Below are 17,252 nucleotides of genomic sequence, written 5' to 3' on the forward strand. Positions count from 1 at the left end.
GACCAGATCGTCCCCCATACTCAGTGGTGGTCTCGCTCCGCGCAGCCATGGCTCACATCCGTAGGCTCGATGCGAACGTTCGAGAAGCAGCCTTAGAGCGATCAAACCGGCAACGTAAGGTTTGACCTGATGGCTCTCAGACGCAGTGGCCGCACCGATCACTCTGCGATTGGCCCATCAGCGAAGTGGCCGCTCGCCTCGTCGAGGTCCGCTTAGGGGGTGAATAGCGGACTCGATTTGCTCACGTTGAGTTCTTCGCAGTTTGACCCACAACCGACATTCGGTCGGCATCTGCGAAGTTCAAGGAGGGTATCGTAGTTGTAAAATGTTGCAATGCACGCCGAGGCAGTCCTCGCATTTGAGCGCCGGTGTCCTCATCTGAATTTGAGAGTGTCCTGATTGGGCTGTTCTCCGGTTTGTGCAGGTCAGCCCTTACGTGCTGGCACGAATTTCCAGTTGCCTTCCTTGGACAGGCGCATACGCTTTCGCTCCGGGATGGCGACTGCTGTCCTGTCCCGGAGATTTGGGAGATAGCCATGAATGCCGCGTCACTCTTCGTTGCGGGTTTAGCTATCGCAATCTCGTCGATTGCACCCGCTAATGCCGCACCGGTCCAGACTAATGGCAACGCCCCTTCGGTCGGATGCTCCTGGGCTGGTGGCTGGAATTTTTCAAGGTGCAAAAACGTGGGCAACTGGAAATCCTACAGCGAGTGCAAGGAGGGCATAGCCAAATCCGGTTGGAGAGACTTCGAAAGCTGGTGGTATTGCTCGAGTTTGGGGTTCAAGAACTAAAAAAGATCAGATCAAAATGTGCTGAGGCCGCCCCTCTGTGGGCGGCCTGTTTTCATATACAGGCCAAGGGCGCCCGATGTCGCCTTTTGGCCCCAAAGCGGCGATCCCGGAATGTCTGCTCTCGTGCCGCTGGTGGGGGCTAAGCAGACGTGAGCCCAGAAGCATTCTTTCGACCTCCGCCGGAGGTTTCGCGCACAGCAGACACTCTCTGAGATCTCCCGGCGTGCAGAACCGTTCACAGCCACGACTGACTGTAGTCTCGCGACGATCTGATCCACGAGGGATAGACAATTTGCCACTAAGGTCGTGCGTCGCTTTGATCGCGGCATGCCCGCTCTCACCCGCCGCCGCAGCAAGGACGATCCGCACCGCGAGACATGGCTGATATTCTTCGGCGATGTCAGTGTCGGGGTCGTAGGTCGCCGCGCCGGTGTCCCGAACTCGGCCCCGCAGTGGAGTTGGTCTTGCGGCTTCTATCCCGGCACCGATCCCGGTGAGCACCGCAGCGGCATTGCCGAGACGTTCGACGAAGCCCGCATGAGTTTCCAAGCAGCGTGGCAGGAGCTGGCCGCAGCGCGCACAGAGGCAGACTTCGAGACGTGGCGTCGCCAGCGTGACTGGACCGCTTGGAAGGACCGGATGCACCGGCTGGCGATGCCGCTGCCGACGCAGAGGCTCGACGGAACGGCGCGCTGCTTCTGTGGCGATGCGATCACAAACGCCACGGTCGGCGCTCATGTCCGCGCCGCGCACTTCGCGATCGGCGCGCGGTAATACGTTGCAAGGATGCAGAACGCCCGATGGGGTGTGATGGTTCGGTCAAATGAAGAGTAGCGCGAGCGCCATCAGTGCCGTCGTTAGCACGGACGGCGAGGTGACAGACACGATGAACGACCAGTCATTGTCCATAACCTTCACGCTACTCGTTTCCGTAAGGCGCTGAATTCACATACGATAATGCGCAGGGGCCGTGAGTAAGCAATGGTTTGCGTGACCAGCGCCACTAGCGGCCTCGGCCTAACCAAGCCTCCAGCCGGTTGCTGGGGCCGCTAGCCCCTAGGGGCCGTTCGCGTTTTCCGCTGAAGTGCCTATCTTCCGCTCATGCGTAACGCCTTTCAGCTTTGCCTTGCGACCGCAGGCAAGCAGGTCCCCTCGGGACCGGAGTGCCTTCACGAAGTCAAACACGATGGATACCGGATGCTGGTGATCCGGGAGAACGAGCGCGTGCGGCTGCTGTCCCGCAACGGCAGCGATTGGACTAAGCGTTATCCGTGGATCGCTGAGGCTGCTCTGAAGAACCGGCAGAAGCACTTCGTCATCGATGGCGAGGCCGTGATCCTTGGCGTTGACGGCATCTCCGACTTCAATGCGCTGCACTCGCGCAAGCATGACCGCGAGGTCCAACTCTACGCCTTCGATGTTCTCGCCATCGGCGGCGACGATCTGCGCGACCTACCGCTGCACTTGCGCAAAACCAACTTGGAGAGGCTGCTGGCACGGAGACCGGACGGGATCACGGTTGCCCCATTCGAGCGCGGCGAGATCGGGCCCGATCTATTCCGAGCCGCGTGCCGCATGGGTCTTGAAGGTCTCGTTTCCAAGCATCGTGACCGGCCTTACCGGGGCGGCCGACAGAAGCACTGGATCAAGGTGAAGAACCGCAGCCATCCGGCGATGGAGCGAGAACTATGACCGTCTCTGGGAAAAACAGGAATTCCTGCTTTTTCGAGTCTCAACCGTCTAACTGGTCGATCCCGCCTATCGATCCGCCACCGGCAAGCGCGACTGGCGTCGTTCTGGAGTGAGAGGCGCTATCCCGGCGCTGGTTCGCGTCCCGCGCTCAAAATAAGGGCAACTGCGCTGGGTCAAGAAAACATGTCACAGTAACTGGTTCGAGCACCCGAACGCATTCGATCCCCCGCTGACCGGCTCCCGCCCTCCGCTGGCAACTTTGCAGCGGCGTCCCCGGTTAGGCCATGATGGCCTATTGGCGAATCCATCATCTCGATGGGCACCGAGCGGCAGAACCCCAATACCTTCGGCACGACCCCCGCCCCGTAGCTCCGAGTGCTTTCGTTGACAACAACGATCCCTAGGATGCTCCAGCACGGACCACCCAGTCCGTTGTGGGTTATTCAAGAGTAGAGAAGGCATGCAAACGTTGGACCCGACAAACCGGCGCGGACCCAAAAGTGGACCCAAATCGCGATTTTCCAAGCTCCCCAGCGGCAAGAAGCCACCGCTTGAATCCGATTTAAAATATTGATCTTGTTTATATTTTACTGGCGCGCTCGGAGAGATTCGAACTCCCGACCCTCGGAATCGAAATCCGACGCTCTATCCAGCTGAGCTACGAGCGCGTCGTGCCCGGGACCGGGCGAGTTCCGAGTTCCGTCAGGCTAGGCGCCCGATCGTTCGGATGCATGGGATTAGCAGAGAGGTCTAACGAGCAAAAGCCCCCACCTGCTCGATCCGGGCAGGTCGAAGGATGCTCACCAGGTCGTGTTGAAGAGCCCGAAATGGGGCTGTTGCGCCACGCGCATCGGCCTGCCGAACATCGGCTGCCCAAAACCATAATAAGTCGGCTGCCCATAGTAGTAGGGCTGTGGAGACCGCCTGGCGACCTTGCGCTTCGGCTGGACGGGCTTCTTGACCGACGCCGCATCGCCCTTCGGTTCGGTGGGGGTCAACTGGGCGAAACTTTCGCGGACCCGTGCCTTGGCTGACATATCGCCGGGGGCAGGCGGTTGGGGAGCAACGCTCGCCGTGTTCACAGGCGTGGCCGGCGCAATCGTCGGCTGGCTGGTATCCAGCACCACACGTTCCGGCAGCTTGCGATCCGACCGAATCCGGATCAGCGGTGCCTCGCTCGATGTCACGATGCTCTCGCCGACCGGCCCTTCGGGCAGCGCGAGATTCACGGCCAACAGCAGCGCAAGCAATGCGCCGCCGACGAACACAAAATACCGAAGGATGGGCATCTGGCAGCGCTCCACCCGCACAGCAGCGCACGGGCCCTTCGCCTTAACCGGCGATCCATTAATATGTTCCTCTGCCCGCCTTCTGGTTCAAGGACAACGCGAACTTTTTCGACGGCATGACGGTAACTATTCCGCTATCGCAACAATGACCCTTTAGACGCGTCGCGCCGCGGCGAGCGAGCACTTGGCCTGACTGGCGTTCACGTTAACGAAGCCGATTTGCACATGCGCAAACGTCTTGCGGCTTTTCATGTTCACGGTTTCGGCAAGCACGCGCCTGCGATCGGTGAGATGGCTGCCGTCGCGGCGGGTGAAGGCGCAGAGGATCTCTAGGTCCTTGACCGCATAGTCGTTGTCATTTCGCAACGTGAAGGTGACAAGCGCCCGCGAACCGAGCCCGCCGCGGCGCCAGGTTTGCGACGAAATCCGCAAACGATCGAGCTCGGCCGGCACTGATGCCTGGGTCGCTGCGGTTGCCGGTGGCACAGACTGCGCAGGCTCAGGCTGGACCGTTGCCAACTCGATCCCGTCGCTCTCATTGCCTTCGGAAGCGGACATCAGCCCCCAAGTGCCACCCCCGGCAAGGACCGCTGCCGCAAGCCACAACGGGCTTTTTCGCCTCACTGAGAAGGCCGGCCTCAGCAAGGCACCGAGTTTGGCCAAACCGTTGAGATCGACGCGATAGAGCCCTGCGAGCATGGATGCGTCGCCCCGTATGCGACCACGCGCGTTTCGCACGTGCCGTCCTCGTCCCTAACCCGCGAGGCAGCATTGGGTTCCCGCAGGCAGCCGAATCTCGGGTAACAGGAATGCGCGAGTGGCGGTCGGCCGAGGGGATCGCTAACATGACGGCAAAGCCGCGAAGCCCGACCGGAGGAACGAAATGCCTGTAGTCACCTGGGACCATGTCCATCTGCGCAGCCCCGATCCGGAGGCAACGGCGGCTTGGCTGCGGGACGTGCTGGGTGGCGAAATCGTGCGCGGCCCGGCACGCATCGACGTCAAGCTCGGCGGCGCCAACATCTTCATTGCACCGCTTGAGTCCGGCAAGCCCATGAACCCGCCCCCGCCCCATCCCCATCAGGGCCTCGACCATTTCGGCGTCACGGTGAAGGACATCGACGCCGTCGCCGCCGAGATGAAGGCGAAGGGTGTTGAGTTCACGCGCGAACCGACGACGATCCGGCCCGGCGTCCGCATCTGCTTCATCCGCGGCCCCGAAGGTATTTCAGTCGAGCTGCTCGAGCGCGACAAGAAATACACCTGAGCCTGCAACACGCTGCATTGCCCGATCCATCCGCCGCAGCTCCGCCGAGCTACGCTGGATCGGGCATCGTCAGGTCATGCTGCCCGGCATGAAGCACCGGATCGTGACACCCATGTAGCCGTAGATCGGCCATACCATGGTTCGCCCGACACGGTTCGGCTCCGAAATCACGGCTTCTTCCGGGACATCGACCCACACCAGCTCCTGCTGCTGGCCATGGATCATGAAGCCATAGCGCGGCACGCGGACACGGTAGTGCCCGTCCTTGCTTTCCCAATCGGAATCCGAGATCGCCGACCCGTCGGCATCCGAGCAACAGGGCCCCTTTCCGCTGCGCAAGCCGTCAAACCACGCCTTCAATTCGGCATTGGTGTTGACGAATTGGCCGCGGTCACGTGCGTGCCCGAAGGGGGCCGCGAGCACCACCAAGAGTATACCACAACCGAGTTTCGCAGCGCGTTTCCAGCGCGTCGAGCTGCCGATCTGCCTATGACTCGGTTCACAACGGCTTGCTTCACAACTGACATTGTCTACACCCGCACTGTGTAGACGCGGCTCATCGCCGCCGGAATTGATCCAGTCGGTCACGTTCGTCTTGCTCCAGCACCCCGCGGCCAGTGCAACTAGGGTTTATGCATTTCGCGGGCCAACTTGATTCGCGTCAGAGGGCCTCGCTGCACTATGAGGCCGTCATAGCCCTGTCATGCGCAAGCCGGGACAACTACGGCTTGGCGCCAGGGCCGCGGGTGAACTGCTGCGTTGCACGAAGGATGGCGCTTTGGCATAAACATCGGACCGGCGCGCCGAGGGGCGAAGGCAGCCGGCCGCGGGACGTCATGAAGAACGGTCTTTATTCGATTCACGTGACGTTGCTCGATGGACGCGTCGGCAAGGGCAGCGGCGTGATCATGTTTCGCGACGGCCAGATTCTCGGCGGCGATGCCTACCTCTTTTACACCGGCAGCTACACAGTGAAGGACAGCACCTTCAAGGGCGAGGTGCTGGTGCAGCGCCACACCTCACCGCGCGGCGACGACAATCCCCTGTTCGGCGGTCCGGCGCCGGTCGGCGTCGGCGTCAGCGGCACCTTCACCGATGCGGGCGCGGAGATGACGGGAACCGCGCTCGTCGGCAAGGCAAGCCTGATCTTTGGTGCCACGCTGCGCAAGCTCGCAGACATCGATTAGAGCATGATCCGGGCCCGAAGGATCGCGCCAGCACAAAGTGTGGAGCGGTTTTCCTCGCGACAAAACGCGGAATGCGTTTGCGCGGAGATCATGCTGAAACAAAAACCTAATCTCATCGCGCTTTAGACACGCGCTATTCCGCGGCCTGCTCCAGCGGCGCGACACGCGGCAGGATCATCTGGATGCGCGTGCCGCCGCCCTGCTCGGAGTCGAGATCGAGACGCCCGCCCAGCCGGTTGGTGACGATGCTGTAGACGATGTGCAGGCCTAGGCCGGTGCCGCCCTGGTCGCGTCGCGTGGTGAAGAACGGATCGAAGGCGCGGCGGCGAACGTCGAGTGACATGCCGCAGCCATTGTCGGAGAAGATGATCTCGACATTGTCCTTGCCAGATTCGCGTACCTGGATGTCGATGAGACCTGGCCGTCCGTCCGGGAAGGCGTGCGCGACGGAATTGAGGAACAGGTTGGTGAGCACCTGGCCGTACGGGCCGGGATAGCTGTTCATGATCAGGTTGGGCTGGCACTCGACATTGAGCGTCAGGTTGTGCTTGCGCAGGCCCGGCCGCAGGCTCAGCACCACTTGCTCGGTGAGGTCGGCAAGGTCAAAGGTGCGCTGATCCGAATAGTTGCGGTCGGCGGCCACCTGCTTGAACGACTGGATCAGCTCGGCCGCACGATTGAGATTGGCGACGAGCTGTGAAGACGCGTCGCGGCTGGTGTTGAGGTAGTCGTTGAGCGTCGAGCGGCGCAACCCGCCGCGCTCGACCTCTGCCGAGAACACCGCCGTCTTGCGCTCCAGTGCGGACGCCACCGTCAGGCTGATGCCGACTGGATTGTTGACCTCATGCGCGACGCCCGCGACCAGGCGCCCGAGCGCCGCAAGCTTCTCCGCCTCGATCAGCGAGGCCTGGGTCTCGCGCAGATTGCGCAGCGCGGTTTCGGCGGCGTCTTTCGCTTTGCGCATCTCCTGCTCGCCGCGCTTGCGCTCGCCGATGTCGAGCGCCACGGTGACGATCCGCTCGATCTCGCCGTCGGCATCGAGCAGCGGCAGCTTGTTGACCAGCCACTGCCGCATGTTGCCGGAGGCATCCTCGTACTCCTCCTCGTAGAAGCCGAGCCCTTTGCGAAATTTCAGCACCCGCTTGTCGTTCTCGTCGGTCTTGGCCGCGCCATAGCGCGACATCAGGTCGGCGGTGGTGCGACCAAGCGCGTCACCCGGCTCGATACCGAAGATGCCGGCCATGTAGCGGTTCATCAGCACGTAACGGAGCTCGCGGTCTTTCACGTTGATGACCGCCGGCACGGTGTCGATGACCTGCTGCAACAGCCGCCGGCCTTCGGCGATGGCGTCTTCCGCGCGCTTCTGGTCGGTGATGTCGCGCAGCGTGCCCTCGTAGCGGACGATCCTGCCCTCCTCGTCGCGGACACCGGTCGCGCTGTCGGATAGCCACAGGATGTCGCCGCTGCGCTGGCGCACCTGGTACTCGAACTCGCGCACCATGCCGTCACGCTCCATCAGGCGCTGATATTCCTCGCGCGCCTCGACATGGACATAGATGGTGTGGGCGATGTCGCTGATGCTGTTGATGAGGTGCTGCGGGCCGTCATAGCCCATCATCCGTGCCAGCGCCGGATTGGCATTGAGGAGGTCGCCGGCCGGCGTCGTGACGTAAATGCCGTCGACCGAGCCCTCGAACAGCTTGCGGTAGCTTTCCTCCGCGAGGCGCTGCTCGGTGAGCGCGCGGACCGCCGCTTCACGCGCGGTATCGGCCTCCTCGAGCGCGCGGCGGAACACCTCCGCGGCGCGCGCGATGTCGCCGATCTCGTTGTCGAGATCGGCAGACGGGATGGACGTATTCTTCTCGCCGGCCGCAAGCGCGCGGATCGACCGCGCGATCTGGGCCAGCGGACGCACCGTCCGGCGCACCACGAACCCGGCCGCAATGATGCCGATCAGCACGCCGATGGTGCCGAGCACGATGCTCTGCCATCTCGCCTCGGCCAGCGTCCGGGCGAAGTCCCGCGACAGCACGTGCCCGCGCCGCGCGCTGACCTCGCGCAGCAACTCGGTGACGCGCCCGATCAGCCGTCCCTCGGTGCCGAGCACTTCGCTGTCGATATCGGCGATCTGACGTTCGCGGACCGCGACGGCGATGATGGCTTCGGAATAGTTATTGACCGCCGATCTCAGCCTGGCATCGGCGATGGTCAAGGTCCGCATGCCTTGCGCCGCCTGCTCGGCGGCCGACGGATTGCGGGCCAGCAAGCCGAGTGCGATCCGGCTCTGAGCCTCCGACAGCCGAGAGGCGAGCTCCCGATCGCCGGTTTCGGCAACGGCCGTGTCGAGCGCCTCGCGTAGCGGCGGCAGGCCGGCGAGCAACTGGGCACGGCGATCGATCAGGGCCGAGATCCGGTCCAACCCGCTGCGATAGGTCGCAAGGCGCTCGGTGACCCCATCGATCATGTCCTGCTGCTCGGGAGCGAGCTCGATGCGGGTTTTCTTCAGGATGTCGCTCAGCGTCGCGGCGGCTTCCCCGACCTGCTTGAACTGGATGCCCGCGCCGGGGTCGGTGACGAAATCACGCGCGGCGAGCCGCAATTCGTTCATGCGGCGGTCGATCTCCTCGGCGAGATCGCCAACGCTCTGCAGCCGCTGAAGCTCCGCGAAGGTCGAATCGATGTGGCGGATCGCGATCACACTCGCGGTCGAGGTGACGATGATTACGGCCAGCACCAGGATGAAGCTGCCGAACGTCAGTTGACCGATCGAGAGCGAAAACGCTCGCTTCGGGTGCGAATTCGGCGTCAGTTCGGCAGGCATTTGGTCAGGACCGGACTCCATTCGGCCCCAATATACGACGTATTCTATCCTTGAGGGAACATGCCTCGACCGGCCGGCCGGGCCGGCTTTTACGATACCTTAGCCATACGCGCAGCGCTTCCCGGGATGGTCATGGCGGCGACGCCGATGACGACTAAGGCGAGCCCGATCCACGCCGTCCGACTCAGGCTCTCGCCGAGGAACGCCACGCTGATGGCGACGCCGATCGGCACGCGCAGATAGGCCTGCGCGGTGGTGCCGACCGAACCGAGGGTCTGGATCAGACGGAAATAGATCACGAAGGCCGCCGCGGTCGAAAACACGGCGAGCGCCAGCAGCGCAAGGACGGAACCTGGCGAGGGTGACAGCGTCCAGGGCTGCTCAATGGCGAGCGAGGCCGGGATCAGGACCGCGGCGCCCGCGAGCAGCGAGCCTGCGGCGGGCGCCATCGGATCGAGCCCCCTGAACCCGCGGCTGAAAATGGCCGCGCAGGCGTAGCAGAGCGTTGCCGCAACGATCGCGATTTCGGCGACGAGGCCGCGGCCGATGTCATGGAATGCATCGACGCCGACGATCAGGCAGATGCCGGCCATCCCGGCGACGACGCCGAACAGTTTTCGCGCCGTGGTGGCTTCGTGCTGGGTCACCAGGGCCGTGAACAGGAAGGTGAAGATCGGCGCGGCCGAGTTGAGGATGGTGGCGAGCGCCGCATCGACATAGCGCTCGCCCCAGGCGATCAGGGTCCAGGGCACGACGCTGTTGAGGCAGGCCTGGAAGGCGAAGCGGCGCCAGGTTGCAAGATCAGTCGGCATGGCGAGGCCGCGCAGGCGCATGACCATCAGCAGCAGCGTGCCCGCGATCGCGGTGCGTGCCGCGATCAACGTGATCGGCGCAATGGTGGCGACGCCGAGCTTGATGAAGGTGTAGGAGCCGCCCCAGAGTGTCGCAAGGAGGAGCAGCAATGCGAGCTCGAAGGTGATCGTCGTATCCTGGCGGGTGGTGTCCATGGCGCATTCCATCCTGATATCGGACGGAACCTATCGCGCACCCAGCCCCAAATACTTCGCTAAATATCGAACTATGTCAGCCCACCGCACCGACTTCGAACACCTCCCCGTCATAGCCGGCCTCGCGTGGGATGCGGAGCTGGCGACCCGTTTCAGTCTTCGTCATCACCGGCATCACCGTGACGATGGACATGCCGCGGGCATGGTCGAGAGCGGACATCACCGTCGGCTGCTTGGCAAGCCGGATCAGGTTGCGCGTGGTCGGGAACGGCAGCTTGAAGCGGCCGGTCTCACCACCCTCCACCGCTTCTCGCGGCGACACCCAGATCGAGTCTGTCGCTTCCCTTCCGTCATGCGCACCGAGCTGATCGGGCGGCGCGGCGGCGAGGAAGAACCAGGTGTCGAAGCGCTTTGGCATGCCCTCCGGCGTGATCCAGTGCGCGTAAGGCACGAGCGCATCGAGCGCGAGCTGGAGGCCGTTGTCGGAGAGGATGCTGAGGAAGCTGATCTTGTGCTCGTTGAGCGCGACGCGATGAGCGTCCGCGATCGCACCGGCACGTTTGGCGTCGACCGGAGCGGAAGACCCCTTCTCGCGCGCCAGCAAGATGCCACTCTCTTCAAACGTCTCGCGGATCGCCGCGATCCTGAAGCCGAGATCGGACTCTGAAAGCCCTTCGCCGCCTGCGTAAAGCGCAGGCTGCGCGATGATCTCCTTGTCGCCGGCATCGACACTGCCGCCAGGAAACACCAGGGCGCCCGAATTGAACTCGATCTGATGGTGACGGACCATCATGAAGACCTCAACCTCGCCGCGGCTCTTGCCCTCGACCTTTGCGCCATCGCGCAGCAGGAGAATCGTCGAGGCGGGGCGTGATGCTGATGTCCCGGGCATGCAACTAACCTGCGGCGCTCGATTGCGGCTGGAGACTGGCGCGCTTGTCGACGCGGGCTACGCGCGACAGCAGGTAATCGACCTCCGCCTGCGCCGCCGGCGTGATGATCGCACCCGGCTTGCGCTGCGCGCTGGAGGCGATGACGCCGCGCTTCTGGAGTACGTATTTGCGCACCGCAAGGCCGGCGCCCGGCTGCTGCTCGTAGCGGATCAGCGGCAGATGGGCATCGAACAGATCATGGGCGGCGTCGCGCTTGCCTTCCTTGAAGAGGCGCACGACGTCGATCAGGAGCTCGGGGAAGGCATAACCGGTCATCGCGCCGTCGGCGCCGCGTTCCATCTCGAAGTCCAGGAACAGGCCGCCATTGCCGCAGAGGATCGAAAGTGGCCGTAGCGAGCCGTCCTTCTGGAAATTGCGCAATGTTGAGATTTTTTCCAACCCCGGCCAATCCTCGTGCTTGAGCATCACGCAGTTCGGATTGTCCATGACGATCTTGCGGATCACCGCGGGGGTGAACACGACGGAGAGCGTCAGCGGATAATCCTGAAGCACCCACGGCACGTCGGGGCCGATCGCTTCGGCCGCCTGCTTGAAATAGCCGACAATCTGATCGTCGGTGCGCAAGGACGGCAGCGGCGCGATCATCACACCGGCGGCGCCTGCATCCATCGAGGCTCTGGCGAGCGAGCGCATCGTGGCGAAGCCCGGCGCGGACACGCCGACGATCACCTGCATCTTCTTGGCGCGCTTGACGAAGCGCACCGCCACCTGCTCGGCTTCCGCCGCATCGAGCTTGGGCGCTTCGCCCATGATGCCGAGCACGGTCACGCCTTCACAGCCGACCTGTTCGTACCAATCCGTCAGGCGGTCGATCGAGCGCTCGTCGATCCGGCCATCATCATGGAACGGCGTCGGCGCGATCGCGAAGGTGCCCTTGGCTTCGGCGGTGAGTTTCATCGTCTTTCCTTAATCTCTGCATCTATGCTTGGTCATTCCGGGCTCGCGACTTCGTCGCGCCCGGAATGACGGTGTTGCTAAAACCGCCGCGCCGATTTCTTGATCTCCGCCTCGGAGAAGAAGATTTCCTTGGCGTGATCGACGATGTCCTGGGCCTTCCAGCCCGTGTGTGGCGGTTTCCAGCCTTCCATCTCCATCATCCGCATTTCACGCACGCCGCGGGGCCCGGACACGCCCAGCACCTTGCCAGTCTGGTCGCCCGACAAATCGCTGACCATGTATAGCACGGCCGGCGCGATGCCGTCCGGCCCGAGCGCCGCACCGGGGTTCTCCTTATAGCGGGGCAGGTCTGCGGTCATGCGGGTCAGCGCGCCCGGTGCCAGCGTCCAGATCCGGATGTTGTACTTGCGGCCCTCGATCGCCAGCACATTGGACAGGCCCCAGATGCCGCCCTTGGCCGCGCCGTAATTGGTTTGGCCGAAATTGCCGATCAGGCCCGAGGTCGAGGAGGTGTTGACGATGACGCCGCCGCCGTTTTCCCGCATCCAGCGAAACACCGGCAATGTGCAACAGAAGGTCCCCTTCAGATGCACCTTGATCACCTTGTCCCAGTCGGCTTCCTCGGCCTTGGCAAAAGTCTGGTCGCGCAAAATGCCGGCATTGTTGACGAGGATGTCGGCGCGGCCAAAGTGCTTGATGGCGTCGTCGAACACGGACTGGCCGCCTTCCATGGTGGAGATGTCGGCGCCGTTGGCGACCGCGCGGCCGCCTTCGGCCTTGATCGCGTCGACCACCTGCAGCGCCATCGACTTGTCGGCGCCGGAGCCGTCACGCGGACCGCCGAGATCGTTGACGACGACCGCCGCCCCTTCCCGCGCGAACAGTTTTGCGTAGGCCTCACCGAGCCCGCCGCCCGCGCCGGTGATCAACGCGACCTTGCCGTCGAGTAGTCCCATGGTGGCTTCTCCCTGTTTTTGTTCTTTCGCGTCCGGGGCACGAGAGTTAAGCCAAAACCGTCTTGCCGTTCTTGATCACGGTGACGCTGCGCGACTTCACCTTGGCCTCGAACGAGATCACGTTGGCGTCCTTCCACATGTCCATGGTCACAATCTCGCCGGGATAGACGGGCGATGAGAACCGCGCGATGTGCTGGCGAAAGGCACTTGGATCGTAATCGGCATAGGTTTGGAGCACGCCGCGGCAGGTGATGCCGTAGGTACACATGCCGTGCAGGATCGGGCGCGGAAAACCAGCCTTCTTGGCGAACTCAGGATCCGAGTGCAGCGGGTTGCGATCGCCGCAGAGGCGATAGACCAGCGCCTGGTCGGGGCGCGTCGAGATGTCGATCGTCCTGTCGGGGCTGCGTGACGGGATCTCGTGCGGATCGGGCTGGGTCAGGTTCGGCCCGCCAAAGCCGCCATCGCCGCGGGCGAAGCGCGAGGCGACGAGGGTCGCGAGCTTCTCGCCGCTCTCGTTCTTCAGCACGGTCTGGTGGCTGATCACCACGCCCCTGTCCTTGCCCTTGTCGTAGACCTCGAGCACCGAGGAGTCGGCGGTGATGTGGGCTGTCGGCGCGAGCGGCTGGTGGAACGTGATATCGCGCTCACCGTCGACCACCATGACGCGATTGAGATTCATCTCGCCTGGCCCCGAGCCCCACGCCGCGACGGACGCAAAGGTCGGCACCACCTTCAGCGGCCGCGGCGTCAGCGTGCCCTCGTTGACGAAAGCGAGCTCGTTCTCGTCCATGGGATCGGCGCCTAGCCCGATGCCATAAGCGTAGAGCATCACCTCGCGGTCGGTGTAGGCATATTTCTGGCCGAGGTTTTTGAGGTTCTTTAGCTCTTCGTATCTGGCGGACATTTTCTGGTTTCCTCCCCGGATATCTCTCCGCGCCGCTGCCAGTTGAAGTGTCCTCTCCCCTTGCGGGAGAGGGCGGCGAGGACGGCGCGGCAAACTCATTGGGGTGAGGGGTTGGCTCCGCATCAAAAGTATCTCCGCGGAGAGATACCCCTCATCCGCCGCTTCGCGCCACCTTCTCCCGCAAGGGGAGAAGGATCAGCACGTCATCTTAGGCAGGCGTGAAGAACGGCAACGGCGCGCCGTCGTCGGTCGGCTTCCACACCACCCTCACCTTCTGGCCGATCTTCAGGGTCGTCAGATCGCAATCGACGAAGTTCGTCTGCAGCGACGGCCCCTCCTTCAGCGTGACGTAGCCGATCGCATAAGGCCCTGTCGGCGATTTCCGCATCAGGCTGTAGGTGTAGATCGTGCCCTCGCCCGAGCTCTCCTCCCACACCGTCTTGTCGGAGAAGCAGAACGGGCAGATCGCGCGCGGGAAGTAGTGCGCTTCGCCGCACGCCGTGCAGCGCTTGATCATGAACTTGCCTTGGCGAGCCGCTTCCCAGAACGGCACGGTCTCGGCGTTCGTGACTGGTGCAGGATACTTTTTCGCTTCGCTCATCACACGCGCTCCAGAATAGCCGTCGAGGCGGCGTGACGCACGCCCAGGAGTCCGCCGGTGCCGTGAGCGATGGCGAGATCGCAGTTCGGCACCTGCACTTTCGGGTGCGCCTCGCCGCGCAACTGCCGCACGGCCTCGATGATTTTTGTCATGCCGCCGCGGTTGACGGGATGGTTGCTGCAGAGGCCGCCGCCGTCGGTGTTGAACGGCAGCTTGCCGACGCCCGAGATCAGATTGCCGTCGGCGACGAACTTGCCGCCCTCGCCTTTCTTGCAGAAGCCGAGGTCCTCCAGTTGCATCAGCACCGTGATGGTGAAGCTGTCGTAGATCGAGGCGTATTTGATGTCCTTCGGTGTAACGCCCGCTTCCTCGAAGGCGCGCGGGCCGGACCACACGCCTGCGGAATAAGTGAGGTCGAGATCCTTGCCGCCGCGCGGGCCCTTCATCGCCTCGCCATGACCGATCAGCCGCACGAGCGGCTTCTTCAGGCTCTTGGCAATCTCCGGCGTCGTCACGATCAGCGCGCCACCGCCGTCGGAGACGACGCAGCAATCCATGCGGTGCAGGGGATCGGAGATCATCGGCGAGTTCAGGACGTCCTCGACGGTGACGACGTCCTTCAGCATCGCATGCGGATTGTATTGCGCGTGATGGGAGGCTGCGACCTTGATCCAGGCGAGCTGCTCGCTGGTGGTGCCATAGTCGTGCATGTGGCGCATGGCACACATGCCATAGGCATTGTGGGTGGTCGCGCCGTACGCGGATTCGAAATCAAGTTCGGCGCCGGCCGCACGCGGCGGCATCGGGCCCGTGCGCGGCTTGCCCGCGAGCGTGATGAGCGCCACCGAGCATTTTCCCGCGGCGATCGCTTCTGCAGCATGGCCGAGGTGGATGATGTAGGAACAGCCGCCGGTTTCCGTGGAATCCACGTGGCGCAGCTTCTTGGTGTTCAGGCCGAGATAATCGACCATCGGCCAGGCGCCACCGGGCGCATCGCCCGCGCAGAAATAGCCGTCAATGTCGTCCTTGCTGAGCCCGGCATCCTCGATCGCCCCCTTGGCGACCTCGGCGTGGAGCTGCGCAGTGGATTTGTCCGGCGCATGCCGGGTCGGGTGCTCATAAATCCCGGCAATGTAGGCCTTGCCCTTGATGGTCAAGTCGAGTCTCCGCTGACGTTTCTTCTTGCTCCGTTTTTCTGACGCGCTGCGGCGGGCTTGGCAAGCGCGGAAATATTCCGTCGGGCGAGAGGGTAGCGGGTGGGCGCAAGTGAGCCATCGGCGGCACGCAAAGTCATAAAGGTGATTTGCCCGACGGGACAAGCGATTTCTTTTTTTCGAAATCAAACCCGTTTTGTCGAAATCAACCCCATGCAAAGTAGCGGTGGTGCGTGTTGCCCGTTGGGTAGCACAACGAATAGTACCCTCCCGATTGAACCAGCGCGCGCGGCGGGGCGGCCGCGGACGATGCGCGTGTGAAGGCTCGCTTCGATCGCCAATCAAACGCCGAGCAGTTCGCAGGGTAGGCAAAGCGACTTGTCCGCCGTAGCTCGAAGAGCGAAGGCGAAAGCGTTCCCACCTCTCCGGGCGGGCAAGAAACCAAATCGGCTATCCCGCGATCAAACCGTGCTCGGACTTGCGCGATAACGGAACACCGTCAGCCCGGCCAAGATCAGACCGAAGGCAAGAAAAGTCGCGCCCCCCTTAACTCCGAAGCTATCCTGAAATTGGCGTTCGGCCGCGTCGTCCACGATGAGAGGCCGAGCATCCGGCCTACCAGCGAGATACCGGATCTTCGTCTGCCTGACCGTCTGGACGCCGTTACGCGTGATCTGCCGCCAGAAGGCCGGGCTGATATGGGTCGGCCCGTAGATCTGCTGTTGTCCGCCCCTGTCGGTCCACGCCAGGGTGACCAGATAGCTCGGAGCCTCGCCGGCTTTGTTCACTTCACTATAAGCCCGCGTAAGATCGGCGGTGGCCTCGTCGCCGTGGTCGAGGATCTCCTTCAACGTGCTTTGCTCGGCATAGGAGTTCACCAGCATGTAGCCACCGAATGGAAGCATCACGGCAGTTAGCAGCGCGAGGATGTAAGGAAAGGGACGCCTCGCCCCGGTGGCGATTACGCCGTTCCCGGGCCCGCTTCGACGCGCCGACCATGCCTGCCATCCGATCACGAGCACCAAGAGAACGGCGCAAATACCCGCCCCCGCCGCCATGAACCCGGACAGGGATCGGATATGGCTCAGGTGGTCATCCAGATCCTCGATGACCACCGGAAGAGATGCATCGTCGTCAACGGCTTGAATGGGAATCGTCAGAAGCCTGAGTTGATTTCCAACCGTTACGCGCGCCGCATATGCGGCACTGACAGCGATACCCTTACGTTCGCGTTGAACGCCATCCCTTCCGGTCCACCACAATCCGATCGATAGATTTTCGTCGACATAGCGGGGCCAACCTTCGTCAAACACGAACGGAAATCTCGACGATACGACTTCGGCCGAAGTGATCTTCCCCGTGGTGGCATAGCCATCACGCATAACGCGTTCGATTGCATGCTGATTCCAGTAGAGCCCCAACACGCCCATCACGCCTACGGTCAAACACACAATCAAAAAACCGCGCAATGACATCGATTACCGCCCTGCATTCATCAGCCCGCGTAGCGCGACCGCCTAATCCGGCGCGCATCACTATCATAAGTTGGTCATAACGATTTGCCACAACCTTTGTCAAATTGGCGGAAACCATTTCGAGGTTGAGCAAGCCCCTGCATCGCCATCACCCTTGCGTAAAGCAAACGCTTCGCGGCCTAGCGTTGCCCACTCTCGCGTCGCGCTGCGAGGCCTGCAAGAGCGTCTTTGCAGCACCTACCGGACAACGCA

The 17,252-nt window shown here is 62.9% G+C and carries 16 protein-coding genes and 1 tRNA gene; 4 read left to right on the forward strand and 13 right to left on the reverse strand.

Annotated features, from left to right (window positions below):
• The first annotated feature begins 1,121 nt into the window (after positions 1 to 1,121).
• Entirely contained in the window at positions 1,122 to 1,568 is a 447-nt protein-coding gene (locus tag SO156_RS20800; protein WP_498536104.1) for a hypothetical protein, read from the forward strand.
• Between the two features lie 327 nt (positions 1,569 to 1,895).
• The gene (locus SO156_RS20805; RefSeq protein ID WP_498536105.1) at positions 1,896 to 2,486 is read left to right on the forward strand and encodes an ATP-dependent DNA ligase; all 591 of its coding nucleotides are present in this window, start codon (positions 1,896 to 1,898) and stop codon (positions 2,484 to 2,486) included.
• Between the two features lie 591 nt (positions 2,487 to 3,077).
• On the opposite strand, the gene SO156_RS20810 is transcribed toward SO156_RS20805, so the two are convergent.
• From SO156_RS20810 to SO156_RS20820, 3 genes are all read right to left on the reverse strand, one after another.
• Positions 3,078 to 3,154: transfer RNA gene (locus SO156_RS20810), tRNA-Arg, on the reverse strand.
• 132 nt (positions 3,155 to 3,286) lie between these two features.
• Complete coding sequence (locus tag SO156_RS20815) at positions 3,287 to 3,775, reverse strand: hypothetical protein (RefSeq protein ID WP_458150823.1); 489 nt, start codon at positions 3,773 to 3,775, stop codon at positions 3,287 to 3,289.
• Between the two features lie 153 nt (positions 3,776 to 3,928).
• Positions 3,929 to 4,474: a hypothetical protein gene (locus tag SO156_RS20820; RefSeq protein ID WP_498536106.1), complete on the reverse strand. Its 546-nt coding sequence runs from the start codon at positions 4,472 to 4,474 to the stop codon at positions 3,929 to 3,931.
• Positions 4,475 to 4,658: 184 nt separating this feature from the next.
• Between SO156_RS20820 and SO156_RS20825 the strand changes: the two genes are divergently transcribed.
• The gene (locus SO156_RS20825) at positions 4,659 to 5,042 is read left to right on the forward strand and encodes a VOC family protein (RefSeq protein ID WP_498536107.1); all 384 of its coding nucleotides are present in this window, start codon (positions 4,659 to 4,661) and stop codon (positions 5,040 to 5,042) included.
• A 69-nt stretch (positions 5,043 to 5,111) separates the two neighbouring features.
• On the opposite strand, the gene SO156_RS20830 is transcribed toward SO156_RS20825, so the two are convergent.
• Positions 5,112 to 5,630 (reverse strand): hypothetical protein, encoded by a 519-nt coding sequence (locus SO156_RS20830; RefSeq protein ID WP_498536108.1) that lies wholly within the window; start codon positions 5,628 to 5,630, stop codon positions 5,112 to 5,114.
• Between the two features lie 248 nt (positions 5,631 to 5,878).
• On the opposite strand from SO156_RS20830, the gene SO156_RS20835 reads away from it, so the two are divergent.
• Entirely contained in the window at positions 5,879 to 6,229 is a 351-nt protein-coding gene (locus SO156_RS20835; RefSeq protein WP_458150827.1) for a GrlR family regulatory protein, read from the forward strand.
• A 133-nt stretch (positions 6,230 to 6,362) separates the two neighbouring features.
• On the opposite strand, the gene SO156_RS20840 is transcribed toward SO156_RS20835, so the two are convergent.
• The 9 genes from SO156_RS20840 to SO156_RS20880 all read right to left on the reverse strand — a co-directional run bounded on the left by SO156_RS20840 (position 6,363) and on the right by SO156_RS20880 (position 17,000).
• A complete protein-coding gene (locus SO156_RS20840) occupies positions 6,363 to 9,050 on the reverse strand; it encodes a PAS domain S-box protein (RefSeq protein WP_498536109.1) in 2,688 nt (895 codons plus the stop codon).
• A gap of 89 nt (positions 9,051 to 9,139) precedes the next feature.
• Positions 9,140 to 10,057: a DMT family transporter gene (locus tag SO156_RS20845; RefSeq protein WP_458150829.1), complete on the reverse strand. Its 918-nt coding sequence runs from the start codon at positions 10,055 to 10,057 to the stop codon at positions 9,140 to 9,142.
• 76 nt (positions 10,058 to 10,133) lie between these two features.
• Positions 10,134 to 10,949: an NUDIX hydrolase gene (locus tag SO156_RS20850; protein WP_458150830.1), complete on the reverse strand. Its 816-nt coding sequence runs from the start codon at positions 10,947 to 10,949 to the stop codon at positions 10,134 to 10,136.
• A gap of 4 nt (positions 10,950 to 10,953) precedes the next feature.
• Positions 10,954 to 11,907 (reverse strand): dihydrodipicolinate synthase family protein, encoded by a 954-nt coding sequence (locus SO156_RS20855; RefSeq protein ID WP_498536110.1) that lies wholly within the window; start codon positions 11,905 to 11,907, stop codon positions 10,954 to 10,956.
• 77 nt (positions 11,908 to 11,984) lie between these two features.
• Complete coding sequence (locus tag SO156_RS20860) at positions 11,985 to 12,863, reverse strand: SDR family oxidoreductase (RefSeq protein WP_498536111.1); 879 nt, start codon at positions 12,861 to 12,863, stop codon at positions 11,985 to 11,987.
• A 46-nt stretch (positions 12,864 to 12,909) separates the two neighbouring features.
• Positions 12,910 to 13,770: a MaoC family dehydratase gene (locus SO156_RS20865; RefSeq protein WP_498536112.1), complete on the reverse strand. Its 861-nt coding sequence runs from the start codon at positions 13,768 to 13,770 to the stop codon at positions 12,910 to 12,912.
• A 208-nt stretch (positions 13,771 to 13,978) separates the two neighbouring features.
• Complete coding sequence (locus tag SO156_RS20870; protein ID WP_458150834.1) at positions 13,979 to 14,371, reverse strand: Zn-ribbon domain-containing OB-fold protein; 393 nt, start codon at positions 14,369 to 14,371, stop codon at positions 13,979 to 13,981.
• Positions 14,371 to 15,528, reverse strand: a complete 1,158-nt coding sequence (locus SO156_RS20875; RefSeq protein WP_498536113.1) for a thiolase family protein — start codon at positions 15,526 to 15,528, stop codon at positions 14,371 to 14,373. Before SO156_RS20875 ends, SO156_RS20870 begins: the two co-directional genes overlap by 1 nt.
• A 458-nt stretch (positions 15,529 to 15,986) precedes the next feature.
• Entirely contained in the window at positions 15,987 to 17,000 is a 1,014-nt protein-coding gene (locus SO156_RS20880) for a hypothetical protein (RefSeq protein ID WP_498536114.1), read from the reverse strand.
• Positions 17,001 to 17,252: the final 252 nt, after the last annotated feature.

The sequence above is a fragment of the Bradyrhizobium sp. UFLA05-125 genome (assembly GCF_059803515.1).